20 protein-coding genes and 1 tRNA gene are annotated in these 17,861 nt (G+C 60.8%); 11 read left to right on the top strand and 10 right to left on the bottom strand.

From position 1 onward, the window contains the following. Position 1: 1 nt before the first annotated feature. The gene (locus tag HP556_RS23900) at positions 2 to 880 is read right to left on the bottom strand and encodes a UPF0104 family protein (protein ID WP_175368793.1); all 879 of its coding nucleotides are present in this window, start codon (positions 878 to 880) and stop codon (positions 2 to 4) included. A 320-nt stretch (positions 881 to 1,200) separates the two neighbouring features. On the opposite strand from HP556_RS23900, the gene HP556_RS23895 reads away from it, so the two are divergent. Further along, on the top strand, positions 1,201 to 1,422 hold the full coding sequence (locus HP556_RS23895) for a hypothetical protein (RefSeq protein ID WP_175368792.1): 222 nt from the start codon (positions 1,201 to 1,203) through the stop codon (positions 1,420 to 1,422). A 16-nt stretch (positions 1,423 to 1,438) separates the two neighbouring features. On the opposite strand, the gene HP556_RS23890 is transcribed toward HP556_RS23895, so the two are convergent. The 6 genes from HP556_RS23890 to HP556_RS23865 form a co-directional block, all read right to left on the bottom strand. Then, positions 1,439 to 2,266: an NAD-dependent protein deacetylase gene (locus tag HP556_RS23890; protein ID WP_175368791.1), complete on the bottom strand. Its 828-nt coding sequence runs from the start codon at positions 2,264 to 2,266 to the stop codon at positions 1,439 to 1,441. A 420-nt stretch (positions 2,267 to 2,686) separates the two neighbouring features. Then, complete coding sequence (locus tag HP556_RS23885) at positions 2,687 to 3,073, bottom strand: hypothetical protein (protein ID WP_210269298.1); 387 nt, start codon at positions 3,071 to 3,073, stop codon at positions 2,687 to 2,689. Positions 3,074 to 3,289: 216 nt separating this feature from the next. Further along, entirely contained in the window at positions 3,290 to 4,102 is an 813-nt protein-coding gene (locus HP556_RS23880; RefSeq protein ID WP_093759509.1) for an ABC transporter permease, read from the bottom strand. Positions 4,103 to 4,111: 9 nt separating this feature from the next. Beyond that, entirely contained in the window at positions 4,112 to 4,996 is an 885-nt protein-coding gene (locus tag HP556_RS23875) for an ABC transporter permease (RefSeq protein WP_120288454.1), read from the bottom strand. An 11-nt stretch (positions 4,997 to 5,007) separates the two neighbouring features. Continuing rightward, a complete protein-coding gene (locus HP556_RS23870) occupies positions 5,008 to 6,084 on the bottom strand; it encodes an ABC transporter ATP-binding protein (RefSeq protein WP_175368789.1) in 1,077 nt (358 codons plus the stop codon). Positions 6,085 to 6,162: 78 nt separating this feature from the next. Beyond that, positions 6,163 to 7,326, bottom strand: a complete 1,164-nt coding sequence (locus HP556_RS23865) for an ABC transporter substrate-binding protein (RefSeq protein WP_175368788.1) — start codon at positions 7,324 to 7,326, stop codon at positions 6,163 to 6,165. 255 nt (positions 7,327 to 7,581) lie between these two features. On the opposite strand from HP556_RS23865, the gene HP556_RS23860 reads away from it, so the two are divergent. Next, positions 7,582 to 8,592, top strand: coding sequence for a Gfo/Idh/MocA family protein (locus HP556_RS23860; RefSeq protein WP_175368787.1), 1,011 nt, complete (start codon positions 7,582 to 7,584; stop codon positions 8,590 to 8,592). 141 nt (positions 8,593 to 8,733) lie between these two features. Then, the gene (locus tag HP556_RS23855; protein WP_175368786.1) at positions 8,734 to 9,459 is read left to right on the top strand and encodes a FadR/GntR family transcriptional regulator; all 726 of its coding nucleotides are present in this window, start codon (positions 8,734 to 8,736) and stop codon (positions 9,457 to 9,459) included. A gap of 107 nt (positions 9,460 to 9,566) precedes the next feature. Here HP556_RS23855 and HP556_RS23850 read toward each other — a convergent pair. Beyond that, positions 9,567 to 9,643: transfer RNA gene (locus HP556_RS23850), tRNA-Pro, on the bottom strand. Positions 9,644 to 9,737: 94 nt separating this feature from the next. On the opposite strand from HP556_RS23850, the gene HP556_RS23845 reads away from it, so the two are divergent. Genes HP556_RS23845 through HP556_RS23835 form a run of 3 tightly spaced genes read left to right on the top strand, consistent with a single transcriptional unit; the run spans position 9,738 to position 12,667 of the window. Next, the gene (locus HP556_RS23845; protein ID WP_175368785.1) at positions 9,738 to 10,733 is read left to right on the top strand and encodes an L-threonylcarbamoyladenylate synthase; all 996 of its coding nucleotides are present in this window, start codon (positions 9,738 to 9,740) and stop codon (positions 10,731 to 10,733) included. A 51-nt stretch (positions 10,734 to 10,784) separates the two neighbouring features. Beyond that, a complete protein-coding gene (locus HP556_RS23840) occupies positions 10,785 to 12,242 on the top strand; it encodes an FAD-binding oxidoreductase (RefSeq protein ID WP_175368784.1) in 1,458 nt (485 codons plus the stop codon). Further along, entirely contained in the window at positions 12,239 to 12,667 is a 429-nt protein-coding gene (locus HP556_RS23835; protein ID WP_175368783.1) for a GNAT family acetyltransferase, read from the top strand. The genes HP556_RS23840 and HP556_RS23835 overlap by 4 nt, the downstream gene beginning before the upstream one ends. 1 nt (position 12,668) lies before the next feature. Here HP556_RS23835 and HP556_RS23830 read toward each other — a convergent pair whose 3' ends face one another. Further along, a complete protein-coding gene (locus HP556_RS23830) occupies positions 12,669 to 13,424 on the bottom strand; it encodes an SOS response-associated peptidase (RefSeq protein WP_175368782.1) in 756 nt (251 codons plus the stop codon). A 61-nt stretch (positions 13,425 to 13,485) separates the two neighbouring features. On the opposite strand from HP556_RS23830, the gene HP556_RS23825 reads away from it, so the two are divergent. The 4 genes from HP556_RS23825 to HP556_RS23810 all read left to right on the top strand — a co-directional run bounded on the left by HP556_RS23825 (position 13,486) and on the right by HP556_RS23810 (position 15,533). Beyond that, a complete protein-coding gene (locus HP556_RS23825) occupies positions 13,486 to 14,001 on the top strand; it encodes a hypothetical protein (RefSeq protein WP_175368781.1) in 516 nt (171 codons plus the stop codon). A gap of 4 nt (positions 14,002 to 14,005) precedes the next feature. Next, positions 14,006 to 14,428, top strand: a complete 423-nt coding sequence (locus HP556_RS23820; RefSeq protein ID WP_175368780.1) for an NUDIX domain-containing protein — start codon at positions 14,006 to 14,008, stop codon at positions 14,426 to 14,428. Positions 14,429 to 14,507: 79 nt separating this feature from the next. Further along, entirely contained in the window at positions 14,508 to 14,882 is a 375-nt protein-coding gene (locus HP556_RS23815; protein ID WP_175368779.1) for a TIGR02301 family protein, read from the top strand. Between the two features lie 15 nt (positions 14,883 to 14,897). Next, positions 14,898 to 15,533, top strand: a complete 636-nt coding sequence (locus HP556_RS23810) for an HAD hydrolase-like protein (protein ID WP_175368856.1) — start codon at positions 14,898 to 14,900, stop codon at positions 15,531 to 15,533. Positions 15,534 to 15,651: 118 nt separating this feature from the next. Here the strand turns inward: HP556_RS23810 and HP556_RS23805 are convergent, their stop codons facing one another. After that, complete coding sequence (locus HP556_RS23805; RefSeq protein WP_175368778.1) at positions 15,652 to 16,926, bottom strand: acyl-CoA dehydrogenase family protein; 1,275 nt, start codon at positions 16,924 to 16,926, stop codon at positions 15,652 to 15,654. A gap of 146 nt (positions 16,927 to 17,072) precedes the next feature. On the opposite strand from HP556_RS23805, the gene HP556_RS23800 reads away from it, so the two are divergent. After that, positions 17,073 to 17,852 carry an enoyl-CoA hydratase-related protein gene (locus tag HP556_RS23800; protein ID WP_175368777.1) on the top strand — a complete coding sequence of 260 codons (780 nt, stop codon included), beginning with the start codon at positions 17,073 to 17,075 and terminating at the stop codon, positions 17,850 to 17,852. Positions 17,853 to 17,861 lie beyond the last annotated feature (9 nt).

The raw sequence follows: 17,861 nt of genomic DNA, 5'->3' as shown, positions 1-17,861 counted from the left end.
TTCAGGCCAGCTTGCGTCTGTTGACATTCCGGTAGGCTTCAACGGCGCCGAACAGCGTCAGCGACAGCACGAACGGAATCAGGTGATAGAACAGCCGGAACAGCAGCAGCACAGCCAGCAGCTGCTCGGTATGTTCGCCGCCAAGCCCGACCAAGATCGTTGCATCGAACACGCCGATGCCGGCGGGTGCATGACTGGCGAATCCCAATAGCGTCGCGGCGATGAAGACGACGATCACCTGCGCGACGCCAACATCCATCGTCTCCGGGATCAGCACATACATCGCCAGTGCCGCCGCGCCGAGATCGACGAGCCCGATGCCGATCTGAAAGAACACGTTGCGCCCGCTCGGCACCGGCACCGACCAGGTGCGACCGCCGAGTGTCCGCATACCGTTCCACGTCCAGCCGACATAAGCGATGATACCCACGAGAATTGCCACCGCGATGAAACGGTTGATTTCGGGCGAAAGCTGATCGATCCGGCTGATGGCGCCCGGCTCGTGCAGGGTGCTGAGCGCCAGCGCGGTGAGATTGCCGAGCCAGAAGGTCAGGCCGGTGAGAAAGCAGATGCGGGCGACGCCGGCGGGGCCGATGCCGTGCGGTGCATAGATCCGGTAGCGCACGGCCGATGACACCAGCAGCACTGCGCCGGTTCCGTGCGAAATCGGATAGCTGGTGAAATTGGCCAGCGCTGCAATCCTGAAGGGAATGTCCCCCCGCCCGATCATCTGCAGCGCCAGCCAGTCATACAGCGTCAGGCTGCCATAGGAGATCGCCACCAACACCAGCGAGAGTGCGATGCTGCTTGGCGGTACCATGTGCATGGCAGACAGCACGTGGGCGAAATCCACGCCCTTGAGCGCCTTGGTCAGCGCCATAAACGCAATCGTAGCAATTGCTATGCTAAGGAGCGCGCCAAGCCACCTCCAGCTGAGGCGCGTACGCATCAGCTGCATGATATTTTTCAATGCGGGTGGCACATTGTTCTACTTTTCATTAGGTCTGAGCACGCCGTGATTCGCGCATGTGTTCGCGCGTTCTGTTGCACGTCCATGTGACAGCTGCGCAAAAGCAGCGTTTTGGCGCCGCCCAACAATCCGGTGATTTCCAGATTTCGCCCCCGCGATGTCGCATCAAGGTCATGCGGGTTCCGTAAGCCATACGCACTGAATGCACTGATTCATCCAAGCAGGACACCATGTCGACCGAGACCGAATATCAGCTCACCGAAAACCAGTGGGACACATTGCGGAGGCTTCGCCCCGCGATCCTGCCACCGGCCAAGCTGAACCGTTACGTTCTCGATCAGCTGGTTGCGATGGGACTGGTTGCGCTATCGGACACCGATCCGGCGCTGACACCCACGGGCCGCGCCGTGGTTCTGCGCGGCTGTCCGCGACTGTGGGATCTGGCAGCCTGAGCCGAGGCTTGCGCCGTCAGGGCGCATCCGCCCGCTGAAGCAGAAATGCGAGCGCGTCCTCGCAGCGATCTTCGACTTTGAAGCTGAGAAACTCGTCGGCGCGCGTGCGGCCGAGATTGACCGCGGCAATCGGAATCCCCGCGCGCACCGCCGCTTGCACGAAGCGAAAGCCGGAATATACCATCAAAGACGAACCGGCGATCAGCATGGCATCGGCGTTCTGCAAGTGGCCGAGCGCGGCATCGACGAAGTCGCGCGGCACGCTCTCGCCAAAGAACACGACATCCGGCTTGAGGACGCCGCCGCAGATCTCGCAAGCCGGCACGACAAAGGATGCGAAATCGACGCCCTCCAGATCGGCATCGCCATCGGGCGCAACGGCCGCATCGAGGTCCAGCCATCCCGCGTTCAAGCGACCCATCTCGTGCTGAAACTCGTCTCGCCGAATCCGGCGTTCGCAGCCCATGCAGCGCACCAGGTCGAGCCGGCCGTGGAGGTCGATAACCTTCTTGCTGCCGGCCGCCTGATGTAACCGGTCGACATTCTGCGTGAGCAGCACCTCGCATCTGCCGAACTGTTCGAGCCGCGCCAGCGCATGATGTGCATCGTTCGGCCGCGCATGACCGAACCGACGCCAGCCAATGAGACTGCGTGCCCAGTAGCGCTGCCGCGTCAGTTCCTCGCCCATGAAGGCCTGAAAGGTCACAGGCTGCGTCCGCTTCCAGTTGCCGTCGGTGTCGCGATAATCGGGAATGCCCGAATTGGTGCTGCAGCCCGCACCGGTCAGGACAAACAGACGTTGATGGCGATCGACGAAGTCGCGGAGGACATTGGGTGGGGTCATAGGGGAACGACTATCTCTCGGCAGCAAATCATGCCAAACCGCCGCGGACGCGGCATCTAGGACTGCATATGTAGGGAGGGAATTCGGCGATTCCACCACGCGAGATCACGCCACGGCGTCGAACATCGCTGGCGAGGGGATGAACCGGTTTGTTCATGAGTGGAGACAAGGTGCTTGCGACAGTAGGAATGACTTATTTTATCTCTGCAATTGATCGACGTGAATTGCTCAAAACCTTTTTACCAAGACTTCAGACCCTGGCGGAAAACATTTCCCGAAGCGCCGCGGCGCTCAGGTAAATGAACCGCAACAGAAGCGATCGAATTTCCGCATCAGCCACGCGCAGCGCCGGATTGAATCCGTCATACTGGCAATATCTATGTCGGCGGCTGACACACGCGGCCCCTTGCCAAAACGAAATCAATGGATGCTCCGCTTGGCCCAACCATAGGCAACCATTGCATCGTGAAGTGCATTCCTAGCGTCAACAGTGCTGACCGGATCTTCGCTCGCAGCAGCTAGCCTGCTGACGACGTCAACCCATTGAGGGGACGCGCGGGTTTCAGCTCCAACGTAGCGCTGAATCCATCTCAGCGCCGAAACGATCGACAGCAGCTTCCGATCACCAGTCGGAGTCTGGCCAGGCGCATCAGTTGTCAAAGTGATCGGCGCGAAGATGATCTGCACCGTTACCCCGTCGGTTGGTGGATTAAGTTCCAAGCCGGTGTAGCGCAAAGTACAACGTATCCGCAAAGTCACGAAATTCAATTTGGAAGCAGGCGCCCGTAGGACCGCGCTGATGCCCATGAACCAATATGCGAACGAGAACCCAGCCGGCTGCTCGTCATCGGACTGTTCAACGTTCCATGCATCTGCACGCCTCGAACGGCAGGTTCAAGATCGCGACAAAAGTCGATGCCAGTTGCTAGGTCCGGCTCCATGCTTCGGCAGGTGGTTCCTGTCCGCCTTGCGCGATGAGCCAACCTTGGCGATGACCAAGCACGCGCAGCCTCAAATATGAATTTACTTGTCGAGCTTGAACACCATCTGTGTCGGGCGCACGAACCGCAATGCGATCAGAAGCAGCGTCATGACCATCACCATGTAGATCACGGCCATGGCATCGATGGAATAGACGGGGCGGACACCACCGGCAAACATGTTGTAGAATAACGCGACGACGAGCGTCTGCGATCCACCGCCGCCGAGAAGAAATGCGAGCTCGAAATTCGATATCGTATTGACCAGCACAAGGACGCCGGCGGTCAGTATTCCCGGTACCATCAGGGGAAACAGAATCCGCCTGAAAATCTGAGCCCGGCTTGCGCCAAGCATTGACCCGCTCCATTCCAGATTGACGCTGATCTGCTCGAAAAATGGCATCAACACGAAGACGGCCAACGGGACCATCGGCACCAGGACCGCCAGAATCACGCCGACGACGGATCCGCCGACCCCGTATCGGTAAAGAGTAGTCGCCAGCGGAATCCCGTAAGTCATTTGTGGGATGACCAGCGGCAGAAAATACAGCAGCAGAATGACCGATTTGAATCGGAAATTTCGTCGCGCAAGAATGTAAGCGGCCGGAAATCCAATGGCCAATGCAAGGAAGACGACAACGACTACGATTAGCAGCGTGACACCTAACACCTGCCCCAGATCGAAATTCTTCCACGCATAAGCGAACCAGTCCGTCGTATAGGCCGGCGGCAGCAGGCCGCCGAACCAACGCTTGGCAAACGAGCTCACGACAACATGCGACACGATCCCAAGCATGTTGAGGATGAAACCCACAATGAACAGATAGAGCGAGAGCTTCCACATTCTGCTTCGCATTGTGCGGCCCTATCTCTTTCCGACGCCCATGGTCGCTGCCGGCGACAACCGGCGACGGAACAGGATGATCACCAGCAGCGCTGCCAGCTGACACAGGCCCATAATCACTGCGATCGCGGAAGCAGCCGACATGTCATATTGTTCGAAGGCCTTCTGATAGGCCGCAATAGAGATCGTGCGCGTGGTACCCGCCGGCTGCCCGAGCATGATGGCCGAGGGAAAGACCGCAAAGCTCATGACGAACACCAGTGCGAATGCGATGGCAAGACCGGGCGCGATGAGCGGCAACATCACGCGTCGGAAGACAATCGAAGGTGTCGCACCAAGCATCCGCGCCGAGCGTTCAAGGCTGGGGTCGATGCCGGATATGTATCCGAGCAGCATCAGGAAGCAGAACGGAAACTGCTGCATGAACAACGCCAGCATAACGCCAGCGTAGTTATGGGTCAGAATGAACGGCTCTTTGATAAGCCCTAATCCGAGAAGGACCTGATTGAACCAACCCTGGGAACCATAGAAGCCCAAGATACCTTCCGACAGCAGGATCACGCCAAGCGAAATAGGCATGATCAAGATCGTCGTCACGGTCCGTTCCATGAAAATGCCCCGGCGCATGCCGTAAGCCAGCCAAAGAGCGAGCAGAAGGACAACGATCGTAGTGGGAATCGCCAGACTGAAGGTGATCCAGATCGTACCATACTGATAGGGATCGCTGAAGAAGGTGAGATAGTTCGCGAGGCTGAAGCCGCCAACCTTTTGCGGCTGAAGACTGAGATAGACACCATACAGAAACGGATAGACGAACATGCAGAGAACGTAGAGCAAGGACGGCAGCAAACAGAAGAATGCCAGCGCGTCGAATTCGCTCTTCTCATCGTTGGCTACGGCGCGCATTATTTTCTCGCCTATTCCGCAGGAAGCAAGACGACCTTGTCGATCGGAAACTGAAGGCCAATCGTGTCGGCGGTTCGTATCGCCTCGGCGGTGCGTAACCAGACTCGCGTATTGTCATTGATGCGTATGGCGGCTTCCTGTTCCCGACCGAGATACTCGACCACTTCGACACGGCCACTAACATCTTCGGCACCGGAAACCACCTCACCGCCGGCCCGGATATCGTCTGGACGTATCGCCATCACCATGTCGGTATTCACGCGCACATCGGCCCCCGCCCGCGCCCGAATGCAGATTCCGTCACCGACGCCCTCGGCGATTCCGTTGGACACTGACGCGATCCTGACCTTGAAGAAATTCCGGAAACCCATGAAGTCCGCCACGAAGACATTCTTGGGCCGGTCGTGGATTTCCTGTGGGGTACCCGACTGCATCAGGACGCCATTGCGCAACACAACGATCCTGTCCGACAGTGACAGTGCTTCGGCCTGGTCGTGGGTCACGTAGATCGACGTCAGCCCCAGCGCGGCGTGGATCTGCTTGATCTCCGCCCGCATCTCGACTCTCAGCTTGGCATCGAGATTTGATAGCGGCTCGTCGAACAGCATCAGGCGCGGATGCAACACGAGGGCCCGCGCAATCGCAACGCGTTGCTGCTGACCACCGGAGAGCTGGCCCGGATAGCGCTCCTCATAGCCCGTCAATTGCACCAGCATGAGCATCGCATCGGTACGCTTCTTGATCTCCTCCTTCGACAATGGCTTCAAGGTGAGCCCGAACGAAACGTTGTCGAAGACCGTCATGTGAGGAAACAGCGCGTAGTTTTGAAACACCATTCCGAACGCACGCTTCTCGGGCGGCAGATGATCGACCCGCGCTCCATTGAGCCTGATCTCGCCCTCGGTCGCCGCAATCAGGCCAGCGACGATCGACAAGGCCGTCGACTTTCCGCATCCACTCGGTCCGAGGAAGGTGACGAACTCGCCCTTTCGGATATCGAGTTCAAGGTTGTCCAGTACGGTCTTGTTGCCATAGCGCTTGGTGATTCCAAGCTTCAGCGAGTCCAACGTATCTCCCGGCCCGTTCATGTCGTCCCGTTTCTGAGTAAGAAGCAACACAGCCACCGGCGGGTCCGTGCATGCGGACCCACACGCTCATCGAATTGATTACTTCTTGACCTGGTTTGCGCCCACTTCCCGGTCCCAACGATCCATCGCGTAGCTCAATTCCTTCACGCCGAGCGGCGGGGATACTTTCCACTTGGTGCCGACTTCGTCGTATTCGGGCCGCCAAAACTCCTTCACCAGTTCCTGAATCTCCTTGGGCGCCTTTTCCATGGTGGCTGCGGTGATCGTCGGCCCAATGAAGCCCGGCCAGGAAAGCACCTGCTGCTCCGGTCGGCGCATGAACTTCATGAGATCGAGAATGACGTCGACCTGTTCTTTCGGCACGCCTGTGGGGATGCACCAGTAATGTCCGTCGACCACGAAGGTCGTGTTCTGAAGGATGGTGATCTTGGAGTCCGGCGGGATGACGCTCTGGGCACGCGGCTTCATGTCCCATTCCATGATGCCGGCGATGATCCAGCGTTGCCCCTGGGCGAATTCCTTCAATGTGATCGCGGTGCCCGTCGGATAGTATTCGACGTACTGCCCAAGCTCCTTCAGATAGGCCCAGGTCTTGTCCCACCCCTTGTCGGGATCGAGTGGCTTCGAGTCATTTAGAATGTGCGCCATGCCCAGTACGATCGACCGACCCGGTCCGCTATTCGCCGGACGCGCATACATCAGCCGGCCCGGATTTGCCTTTGCCCAGGCCAACAATTCTTCGGCGGTTTTCGGCGGGTTGGGCACCTTGCTGGGATTGTAGACGAACACCGGCCCGCCGGCGTTGCCCACCGACGGCACCATATAATCGCGGCCTTCGTCGTATAGCGCCTTGCCGGCAGGCGTCATCTCATCGCGCGGAAACAGCTTCTCAAAATCAGGAATCTTGATCAACTGGTTGTTGGCCGCGAGAAACGCACCACCGTCCTGTCCAGTCAGCACAAGGTTGATGTCCAGCCGTCCGGCATCCTGCTGAGCTTTGATCTTGGCCGGCAACTCCGGCGCCGGCGCGCGCTGAATCCTGATCTCCTTGATCTTGTCGGGATTGGCCTTTTTGTAGTTCTCGATGATGACCTGGGTAGATGCCAGATCTCCCCCGGTATCGATGATCGAGAGAACGATGGGCTCGGCGGCCTTCAGAGGTTCACCAGCGAAGGCCGTCACGGCGAGGACAGCCACAGCGCCGGCAAACGGGCGCAATAATGCATTCGGACAGATCCGCATTTCCGATTCCTCCCTGGCATATGCACCCGCGTCGCGCGCGGTTGTCATTTATTTGTAAACATAGCATCGACGAGTTAGGCGACATCTGTCAAGCATTGGGAGATCGCAATCGGCCGATCATGAGCAGGACTTGCTGATGTCGCGATGTCGCACCTTGCCCGTCTTGCTCGCTCGCATATCAATCTGTGACGTCATACCCGCCCCTAAGAGCCGACAAGTCGGCGCCTTGAGAAGGTCGGCCATCGGGAGAAACGCATGCCAATTGGAGTCGGCCTGATTGGGCTCGGAATGGCGGTGAAGCCGCATATTCTTTCGTTGCTTGAATTGCAGGCGCAGGGACGGATTACGATCGTCGGCGGATTTGCGCCGTCAGCGGACCGCCGGTCAGCGTTTTCACAGCAGTGGGGCGTTCCGATTTTCGATAGCCAAGAGGATTTGCTGTCGCGCTCCGATCTCGATCTCGTCCTGATACTGACGCCCCCTGGAACGCATCTGGCGACCGTGCAGGCTGCAGCCGCAGCAGGAAAGCACATTCTGGTGGAGAAGCCCGTCGAGATATCGGTTGCCAGGGGTGAGGAACTAGCGGCCGTCACGGAGGCTGCCGGCGTGCGGTGCGGCGTGTGCCTGCAACATCGCTTTCGTCCCGCAGCACTACGCCTGAAGGCGGCGCTGGATCAGGGAGATCTGGGCGATATCCTGTCGGCGAGTGCATCGATCCGCTGGTGGCGTGATGACGCCTATTTCCGTCAACCGGGCCGCGGCATGAAGGCTCGCGATGGCGGCGGCGTATTGCTCACACAGGCCATCCATACGCTCGATCTGCTTCTGCATTTCGTGGGACCGCACAAGGACGTTGCCGGCTTTGCATCGACCTCACCGCTCCGAACGATCGATACGGAAGACGTGACCGCGGCGGCGGTCCGTTTCCAAAGCGGTGCCATCGGCGTACTCGATGCCACCAGTGTTGCGCGGCCCGGCTATCCGGAGCGTATCGAAATCGCTGGCACACGCGGCTCGGCCTATCTCGAGACGTTCCAGTTGGCCATCCATCGCCACGAAGGCCCGCCAGAGACGGTCGGGACTGCGCAATCGGGCGGAGGTGGCGCCGATCCGATGGCATTCGATCATGGCCCGCATCGGAGCGTGATCACCGAGATGCTGGATGCCATCGAACAACGACGCGAGCCGTCCAATAGCGTGCGCTCCGCTCTTCACGTGCAGCGGCTGATCGAGGCCTGGCTGTCAGACGCCGCCGCCCACGCTTGACCGACGCTCTCACGACCGCTTGCGCCCAAGCAGTTTGGCCAGCGCTGCAATCCCGGATTGTCAGCGGCAGCGCACCGACTTGTCAAAAAGATGTAATGTTGCCAAAGACTGGAGCATGTTCGGAGCAAGGACGGGGTGAACATGGGCTCAACGGTCAAACGGGACGACATTTCGGAGCGCCCGGCTGTGACGGGAAAGCTCAGCGACCGCGTCTACGATCATGTCCTCAGCCAGATCACGGTCGGAATTTACCCGGTCAATTCGCGGCTTCCTCCAGAGACACGCCTGGCAGATCAGCTTGGCGTTTCACGCCCGGTCGTCCGTGAAGCGCTGATGCGGCTGCGCGATGACGGCGTCGTCGCATCGCGGCAGGGCGCCGGTTCGTTCGTGATGCGACGTCCCGCGGCAGACGTTTACAACTACGCTCCCGTGGGAAGCATTGCCGACATACAGCGCTGTTTCGTATTTCGGATCGGCATCGAAGGAGAAGCCGCCGCGCTTGCCGCGCGCGATCACGATCCGGAAGGTCTGCGCCGGATCCGCGACGCTATCGCGGCACTGGATCAAGTGATCGCGGATGCCGCGCTCGGCGTGGAGGAAGACATTGCGTTCCACCGTTCGGTCGCAGAGGCCACCGGCAACCGCTTCTTCGCCGCGACTCTCGCCGCGATCCAGTCTCAGGTGAGCGTGGGTATCACGCTCAATCGAAATCTCTCCTTGATCCAGCCTCGCGACCGACTTCTGCGTGGGCAAGAGGAGCACCGGGCCGTGCTCGATGCGATCGCCTCCAGAGATGAAGCCGGAGCTCGCGAAGCCATGCGATCGCATATCGAAAACGCCCGCAAGCGCGTTTTTGAGGGCGGATAGCTGCGCGCAGCAGCAGCTCGCGCGCCCGAGTGGTTGTACTCAGATGAAAATCGGGAGATTCTTGACAGATGGCGGCGCCGCGAAAGGACGCTAAGTCATTGAAATCATGGTCGGAGTGGCAGGATTCGAACCTGCGACCCCTGCGTCCCGAACGCAGTGCTCTACCGGGCTGAGCCACACTCCGACTAAGAGCGCGGCTTATAGCCTTGGGTTTCGCATCCTGCAAGAACCCCGGTAAAGAAGCCTGACCAATTTTCGAGACCAAGGATCTGCCCCGCATGGCCGTTGGCCTGACCACCCGGATGAGCCCCGCCGACCCCGCCCATATTGCGGAGGCGGCGCGCTGCCTGCGCGCTGGCGGGCTGCTGGCGTTCCCGACGGAGACGGTCTACGGGCTCGGCGCCGATGCGGCCAATCCACGGGCTGTGGCGGGAATCTATGAGGCCAAGGGCCGGCCGTCATTCAATCCGCTGATCGCCCATGTGGCCGATCTCGCCGCTGCCCGGCGCATTGCCCGATTCGATGCGCGCGCGCTGGCGCTTGCCGAGGCGTTCTGGCCGGGGCCGCTGACGCTGGTGCTGCCCAAGGCGGCGGACTGCCCGGTGGCCGATCTGGCCACCGCCGGCCTCGATACCATTGCCATGCGTGTGCCGGCCCATCCCGTGGCCCACGCGCTCCTGCAGGCCTTTGGCGGCGCCGTGGTGGCGCCGTCGGCCAATATCTCCGGGCATGTCTCGCCGACCACCGCAGCCCATGTGCTGAGCGATCTGGATGGCCGGATCGACATGATTCTCGATGGCGGACCGGTTGAAGTGGGCGTTGAATCCACCATCGTCGGTTGTTTCGACACGCCGATGCTGCTCCGCCCCGGTGGCCTGCCGCGCGAAGCGATCGAACGGGTGCTGGGCCAGCCGCTGGCGAGCCCGCCGGACGACCCCGCAAGCGATACAAATCAGCCGCTGGCGCCGGGCATGCTCGCCTCGCATTATGCGCCGCGGACACGGGTGCGGCTGCTGGCCGAGGCTGTGAATCCCGGCGAGGCGCTACTGGCTTTCGGATCGGCCCCGCTGCCGGGCATCGAGGCCGCCGCCGCTGTCCTGAATTTGTCCGAACAGGGCGATCTCGGGGAAGCCGCCACCAATCTTTTCGGCTATCTTCGCGCGCTCGACGCCGCTGCTATAGCTTCGGGCGCCAGCGGCATCGCGGTGATGCCGGTGCCGAACCACGGGCTCGGCGAAGCCATCAATGACCGGCTGCGCCGCGCCGCCGTGTAACTCGAACGCAAGACCAAGAAACGCGCCAAGAAAATATCCAAGGGAATAGTTATGAATATCGTCCAGCCGAAGCCGCCCACGCTTTCCCCCGAAACCATCGCGCGCTTCCGGGCCATCGTCGGCGACAAATACGCCATCACCGATCAGGCCGACGTGCATCAATACGTCACCGAGGATCGCAACCTGTTCTTCGGCACCTCGCCGCTGGTGCTGCGCCCGGGCTCGACCGCCGAAGTCGCCGCGATCTGCAAACTCGCCACCGAGACCCGCACCGCACTGGTGCCGCAAGGCGGCAATACCGGCCTCGTCGGCGGCCAGACCCCCTATGGCGGCGAGGTCGTGCTGTCGATGCGCCGGATGGACAAGGTGCGCGATCTGGACACGTCGTCCAACACCATGACGGTGGAAGCCGGCCTCGTGCTGCAGGTTGCGCAGCAGCGCGCTGCGGAAGCCGACCGGCTGTTTCCGCTGTCACTGGGCTCCGAAGGCAGCTGCACCATCGGCGGCAATCTCTCCAGCAATGCTGGCGGTACGACCGCCCTCGCCTATGGCGTCGCGCGGGAAATGGCCCTCGGCCTCGAAGTCGTGCTCGCCGATGGCCGCATTCTCAATGGCCTGTCCAAGCTGAAGAAGGACAATACCGGTTACGACCTGCGCAATATCTTCATCGGTGCCGAAGGCTCGCTCGGCATCATCACTGCGGCAACGCTGAAGCTGTTTCCGAAGCCGCGCGCGGTCGAGACCGCCTTTGTCGGCCTGAAGTCGCCAGACGATGCGCTGAAGCTGCTCGGCATCTCCCGCTCCGAGGCCGCCGGCAATCTCACCAGTTTCGAACTGATCGCCGATATCGCCGTCGATTTCAGCGTCCGCCACGGCATCGGCATTCGCGATCCGCTCACCAGCAAGCACGCCTGGTATGTCTTGATGGAATTGTCGTCGGGACGCGACGATGCCCGCGCGACACTGGAAGCGATCCTCGAACGCGGCTTTGAAGACGGCATCGTGGATGACGCCGTGATCGCCGAAAATATCGCCCACCGTCAGGCGTTCTGGAAACTGCGTGAGGAAATCTCGCCAGCGCAGAAGCCGGAAGGCGGATCGATCAAGCACGATATCTCGGTGCCAGTCGCTTCCGTGCCCGCCTTCATCGCCGAAGCCAATGCTGCCGTCGTGAAGCTGATGCCCGGCGCACGTCCGGTGCCATTCGGCCATCTCGGCGACGGCAACATCCACTACAATGTCACACAGCCCAAGGAAACGCTCGGCGACAGCGACGGCCGCGAGAAATTCCTGGCGCGCTGGCACGACGTCAACGAAGTCGTCTTCGACGTCGTGTTGCGCATGGGCGGCTCGATCTCCGCCGAACATGGCATCGGCCAGATGAAGGCGGCTGAGCTGCCCTCGGTGAAGGACCCCGTCGCCATCGAGCTGATGCGCAGCTTGAAGGCGATGCTGGATCCGCTGAACATCCTCAATCCGGGCAAGGTGCTGCTGCCGGTGCAACATTGAAAGTTGCCCGGCTCGTCGACACCGACATTCAAGCGGTCGTTCAGCTCTGGCTGCGCTGCGGACTGGTCCGGCCCTGGAACGATCCGGAGGCCGATATCAGGCTGGCGCGCGCAGGCACCAATGCCGATGTCCTGGTCGGTCGCAAGGGAAGGACCATCGTCGCCTCCGTGTTGGTCGGCCATGATGGCCATCGCGGCTGGGTCTATTACGTCTCGGTCGATCCCGAGCACCAGCGCCAGGATTTCGGCCGCGGCATCATGAGTGCAGCCGAAGACTGGCTGCGCGAGCGCGGCATCGAGAAGATGCAGCTCATGGTGCGCTCGGATAACACCAAGGTGCAGGCATTCTACGAGTCGCTCGGCTACGGCGAACAGAAGCGCGTGATCTATGCCAAGTGGCTCGACGGACGGCCACTGACGCCGTGAACTAGAACAACGAGCCTTGCCCGTCGTCCTCGACCACCACGACCTTGCGCGGCGCCCTCATCGGCTTCACCTGCTCCACAGCGGCCTCTTCCGCCGAGATCGGCAGGATCAGTTGCGCATCGTCATTGGCCACCTTGTTGACGGCCATCGCCACCGGATGCCAGGCGAAGGTGCCGTCTGCGGGCGCAGCGAGCATCGTCATCACGTCGGACGCGCTATCCGAACTGCAATCGAGCCACTGGCCGAAATGATCGGGTGCGATCGTCACCGGTACGCGATGGTGCAGTACCGACATGCCCGTGCTGGCTTCCGCGGTGATAAGCGCGACCGTGTCGACTTCTTCGCCGTTCGGTCCCATCCAGGTCTCGGCCAGGCCCGCAAAGCCCATCGGCCCGCCTGCGCTTGGGTGGATAAAATACGGCTGTTTGCGTTCACCGCGATTTTGCCATTCGTAATAGCCATCGGCCGGAATCAGACAGCGGCGGCGGCGAATCGCGTTTTTGAAGGCCGGCTTTTCTTGCACCGTCTCAGCGCGTGCATTAATCAGAAGCGTAAACTTCCGCGGGTCCTTGACCCAGGAGGGCAAAAGGCCCCATCGCATCAGACGGAAATGCCGGGATCCGTTTTCAACGATGACAACAGGAACCGGCTGCGTCGGCGCAATATTGTACCTCGCAGGAAAATTCGGTTGCTCGATATAACTGAATACCTGCCGTAACGCTTCCGGCGCTGATGTAATGACAAACCGCCCGCACATTCTCGATCCGCAATCCTGCCTCTTCAGGCGGTTTTAACCCAAAACACCAACAGTGCGACATATGACCCTGACGGCCATACAACCGGCGCAGCATGACCATCGCGATCTGGCCAGTGCCGGTGCCGGCCCGGTCGCGTCCGCTGCCGAGCTGATGGCCGCCAATATCAATCCACGCACGGGTCTGGCGACCGACTATCTCAATCACTTCAATGAAGCCATCATGTTGCTCGAGCTGATCCCGGACATGCCGGACTGCTATGAGCTGTTCCTGGAATGGCAGCCGCTCAGCTATGCCGAGCACTTCATCAAATCCAACTTCAAGGCACGCGATCTCGCCATCGCATCCTATGAGGCTGCACGCCCGGCCATCCGTGCAGAATTCGATGCGCTGGTCGCGAACATGACGCAAATCCTGACAACTGTCGGCGAAGCCATGCGCACCGTGCAGCAGGACCGGACCCGCGCCATGCTGGCCGAACAGGCTGCCGGCTGGGTCAAGCCCATGGTCGGAACGGCCGGCGGCATTATCAACGGCCGCGATCAGGAATCCGACATCGACAGCATCATGGCGCAATGACCTCGTGACCGACACGCCTCCCGCTCATCCACAACTCGCCACCAGCGCCGCCATCTTCCGGGATGGCAAGGTGCTGCTGGTCCGCCGCGCCCGTTCGCCCGGCAAGGGCTTCTATTCACTGCCCGGCGGACGCGTGGAATTCGGCGAATCCCTCGCCGTAGCCCTTGCCCGCGAGGTGATGGAAGAAACCGGACTGACCATCGACATTGTCGGCCTGTCCGGCTTTCGCGAAGTGCTGCCGAACGACAAGGTGGCCGGGCACTACCTGATCATGTCCTTTGCCGCTCGCTGGGTGGCTGGCGAGCCCGAGCTAAATGACGAACTTGACGATTTCCAGTGGGTCGCGCCGGACGATCTCGACGCCTTCAAGACCACCGATGGCCTTGGCCCGATCCTCGCCATGGCGGAAGATCTGGTTGGACCATAGGTAGCACCTTGGCATATCAGCAGCCCGCCTTGCTTCAGACGCCTTGAAAAGGCATATCAGCCGGGTTCCGGGACCATTCATGTTGAAGCATCTGCTCATCATTCTGACGGTTGTGACGATCGGCGCTGGCTCTGCCCGGGCGCAGGATGCGGCTGCGCCGTTCGACAATGACCTGCAGCGGATGTCGGAGATTCTCGGCGCGCTGCATTACCTGCGCGGCATCTGTGGCAACAACGAAGGCAACAAGTGGCGCAACGAAATGCAGGCGCTGGTCGATGCCGAGACGCCATCCGGCGAGCGCCGCGCCCGCATGATCGCCGGTTTCAACCGCGGCTATAACGGTTTCCAGCAGACCTACCGGACCTGCACGCCTGCCGCCAGCATCGCAATCCGCCGCTATATCGACGAAGGCTCGCGGATCTCGCGCGACCTCACCGCAAGGTATGCGAACTAGATGAAGCCACATGCGATCGACACGGTCTTTTTCGATCTCGACGGAACGCTGACCGATCCCAAGATCGGCATTACGGGCTCGATCCAGTATGCGCTCGGCAAGCTCGGGCTTCCCGTCCCGACACAGGAAGAACTGACCTGGTGCATCGGCCCTCCCCTACGCGCCAGCTTCGTGGCACTGCTCGGCGGCGAGAAAGATGCCGATCGCGGCGTTGAACTCTATCGCGAACGCTTCGGCACGATCGGCCTGTTCGAGAACACGCTTTATGATGGCATCACCGCGACGCTCGATACGTTGCACACAACAGGCCGCCGGCTGTTTGTCGCCACCAGCAAGCCGCATGTATTTGCCGATCGCATCGTCGATCACTTCGGCCTGCGCCAATACTTCACGCGCGTATTTGGCTCGGAACTCGATGGCACTCGCGTCGACAAGAGCGACCTGCTGCGTTATGCGCTCGACGAAACCTCCGCCGATCCCGCGCGAGCGATCATGATCGGCGATCGCAAGCACGACATCATCGGCGCAGCGAATAACGGCATTCCGGCGATCGGCGTACTCTATGGCTATGGCGGCCGCGAGGAGCTGACCTCCGCTGGTGCGCGCCATCTGGTGGCTTCGCCTGCGGAGATCCCGGGGTTTATCGACTGAGCTATCAACGTCATTGCGAGCGAAGCGAAGCAATCCAGTCTTCGCTTGTGACCTCTGGATTGCCGCGTCGCTTCGCTCCTCGCAATGACGGCGGAAAGGGCGGCGTGTCGAAACTAGTTCAGTGCTTCCCCCCGCCCATATAGCCAAACAGGAATCCCGCGACCTTGCGCTTCTGGATTTCCTCGCTGCCTTCGGTGATGCGGTAGCGGCGGTGATGGCGATAGATGTGCTCGAACGGTTTGTGCCGTGAATAGCCCATGCCGCCATGCACCTGCATCGCGCGGTCGGCGGACTCGCAACACAGCCGGTTGGCCCAGTAGTTACACATCGACACCTTGTCGGACAGCGTGTGTTCGACCTGCGCCTGGGTGAGCTGGTCCATCTCCCACGCCGTCTTGCGGATCAGGAGGCGCAGCATCTCCGCCTGCGTCGCTAGCTCGACCAGCGGAAACTGGATACCCTGATTGCGCGCTAGTTCCTCGCCGAAGGGCTTGCGCTCGCGCGCATATTTCACACTCTCATTGATGCAATAGACCGCGGCGCCGAGCGAACTCGCCGCCTGCCGGATACGGTTCTCATGCACGAAACACTGCGCCAGCGACAGGCCGCGGCCGATCTCACCGAACAACGCGTCATCCGGCACGAACACATCGGTGAACGACACACGCGGATGGTCTGTGGGCATGTTGAAGGTCCACATATACTCTTCGATCTTTACGCCTGCGGCCTTGGCCGGCACTAGGAAGCAGCTAATGCCTCGCGCATCGCCGTCATCCCCCGACGTGCGCGCGAACAGCGCGCAATGCGTGGCCACATGCATGCCGGTGGTCCACATCTTCTCGCCATTGATGACCCAGCCCTTGACGCCGTCACGCGTCGCCTCGACGGCCGTCGTCTCCATATGCGTGGCATCGGAGCCGTGCTCGGGCTCGGTCAACCCAAAGGTGATGCGATATTTTCCGGTGATTGATCCTTCGATCATTTCCTTCTGATCATCGCGACCATAGCGATCCAGCATCGTCACCAGCGGCAGATTGCCGACAATGGAGTGTTCGTTCTGCAAATCGTTGTGCAGGCCAAGACCCTTGGCGGCGAAATGTTCGCGGATCACAGCCATCCAGAGATTGCTGCCGTCTTTGCCGCCATAGCGCTTTGGAATTGCGAAGCGCAGATGGCCGGCGCCGTCGGCGAGGTTCTTCGCCTGGCGCAGCAGCTGCTCCCATTCATGTCGCGGGAGACCGCCATTATCGAAATCGGTGCGCGCCCATTCGCGGCGATGATCGAAGAAGCGAATATTGTCATCTCGCTCTTCGAGCGGCTTGATCTCGCGCAGGATGAATGAATCGAGTTCAGCGAGATAGGCGACCAGATCGGCCGGCAGGGAAAAATCCAAGGCGCTCTCCCGATTGTTTTCCGAGCTTTGTTGCTCTTGTTAATCGAGCGATTAAGATGGCATCGTCCGATCAAGTCAAGCGCGGCAAGTCAAGTACGCTTGGGCGTCATAAATTCTGCGTAACGAAAAACAAAAGGGAGGCCGCGATGGCTCTGCAATTCTCAACCGTGACCCGCAAGGGACCGATCACCATCGTGACGCTCTCGCGTCCGGAAGTTTACAACGCACTGCACACCGACGCGCATAACGAGTTGCACGAGGTGTTCAACGACTTCGCCAGTGATCCCGAGCAGTGGGTGGCGATCGTCACCGGCGCCGGCGACAAAGCGTTCTGCGCTGGTAATGACCTCAAATGGCAGGCCGCCGGCGGCAAGCGCGGCTGGAACACGTCGGGCTTCGCCGGCCTCACCGCGCGCTTCGATTGTGACAAGCCGATCATCGCTGCGGTGAACGGCGTCGCCATGGGCGGCGGCTTCGAGATTGCGCTGGCCTGCGACCTCATCATCGCTGCAGAAAATGCGACCTTTGCCCTGCCCGAGCCCCGCGTCGGCCTCGCCGCGCTCGCCGGCGGCCTGCAGCGGCTGCCGCGCCAGATCGGCATGAAGCGCGCCATGGGCATGATCCTCACCGCGCGCCATGTGAAGCCGCAGGAAGGTTATGAACTCGGCTTCGTCAATGAAGTGGTGCCGCAGGGCGAGGCGCTGAATGCCGCGCTGCGCTGGGCCGAGACCATCTGCCAGAATTCGCCGATGTCGATCCGCGCCTCCAAGCAGGCGATCCAGAAGGGCATGGCGGTGTCGCTGGAACAGGCCATCACCGAGCAGCGCGAATATCCCGCCGTGAAAGCGATGGCGGCGTCGGAGGATTATGTGGAAGGGCCGAAGGCGTTTTCGGAGAAGCGCAAGCCGAACTGGAAGGGGAAGTAGCGCTTCGGC

Origin of the sequence: Tardiphaga robiniae, from assembly GCF_013359755.1 — a bacterium.
GTDB lineage: Bacteria > Pseudomonadota > Alphaproteobacteria > Rhizobiales > Xanthobacteraceae > Tardiphaga > Tardiphaga robiniae.
The sequence above is the reverse complement of the archived record's forward strand: the minus strand, read 5'-3'. Positions and strand labels throughout refer to the sequence as shown.

Bases quoted from the DNA above. Each gene is read 5' to 3' on its own strand.
- HP556_RS23900 (WP_175368793.1), bottom strand. From the start codon at position 880: ATGGCGCTGACCAAGGCGCTCAAGGGCGTGGATTTCGCCCACGTGCTG.
- HP556_RS23895 (WP_175368792.1), top strand. From the start codon at position 1,201: ATGTCGACCGAGACCGAATATCAGCTCACCGAAAACCAGTGGGACACA.
- HP556_RS23890 (WP_175368791.1), bottom strand. From the start codon at position 2,266: ATGACCCCACCCAATGTCCTCCGCGACTTCGTCGATCGCCATCAACGT.
- HP556_RS23885 (WP_210269298.1), bottom strand. From the start codon at position 3,073: ATGGGCATCAGCGCGGTCCTACGGGCGCCTGCTTCCAAATTGAATTTC.
- HP556_RS23880 (WP_093759509.1), bottom strand. From the start codon at position 4,102: ATGCGAAGCAGAATGTGGAAGCTCTCGCTCTATCTGTTCATTGTGGGT.
- HP556_RS23875 (WP_120288454.1), bottom strand. From the start codon at position 4,996: ATGCGCGCCGTAGCCAACGATGAGAAGAGCGAATTCGACGCGCTGGCA.
- HP556_RS23870 (WP_175368789.1), bottom strand. From the start codon at position 6,084: ATGAACGGGCCGGGAGATACGTTGGACTCGCTGAAGCTTGGAATCACC.
- HP556_RS23865 (WP_175368788.1), bottom strand. From the start codon at position 7,326: ATGCGGATCTGTCCGAATGCATTATTGCGCCCGTTTGCCGGCGCTGTG.
- HP556_RS23860 (WP_175368787.1), top strand. From the start codon at position 7,582: ATGCCAATTGGAGTCGGCCTGATTGGGCTCGGAATGGCGGTGAAGCCG.
- HP556_RS23855 (WP_175368786.1), top strand. From the start codon at position 8,734: ATGGGCTCAACGGTCAAACGGGACGACATTTCGGAGCGCCCGGCTGTG.
- HP556_RS23845 (WP_175368785.1), top strand. From the start codon at position 9,738: ATGGCCGTTGGCCTGACCACCCGGATGAGCCCCGCCGACCCCGCCCAT.
- HP556_RS23840 (WP_175368784.1), top strand. From the start codon at position 10,785: ATGAATATCGTCCAGCCGAAGCCGCCCACGCTTTCCCCCGAAACCATC.
- HP556_RS23830 (WP_175368782.1), bottom strand. From the start codon at position 13,424: ATGTGCGGGCGGTTTGTCATTACATCAGCGCCGGAAGCGTTACGGCAG.
- HP556_RS23825 (WP_175368781.1), top strand. From the start codon at position 13,486: ATGACCCTGACGGCCATACAACCGGCGCAGCATGACCATCGCGATCTG.
- HP556_RS23815 (WP_175368779.1), top strand. From the start codon at position 14,508: ATGTTGAAGCATCTGCTCATCATTCTGACGGTTGTGACGATCGGCGCT.
- HP556_RS23800 (WP_175368777.1), top strand. From the start codon at position 17,073: ATGGCTCTGCAATTCTCAACCGTGACCCGCAAGGGACCGATCACCATC.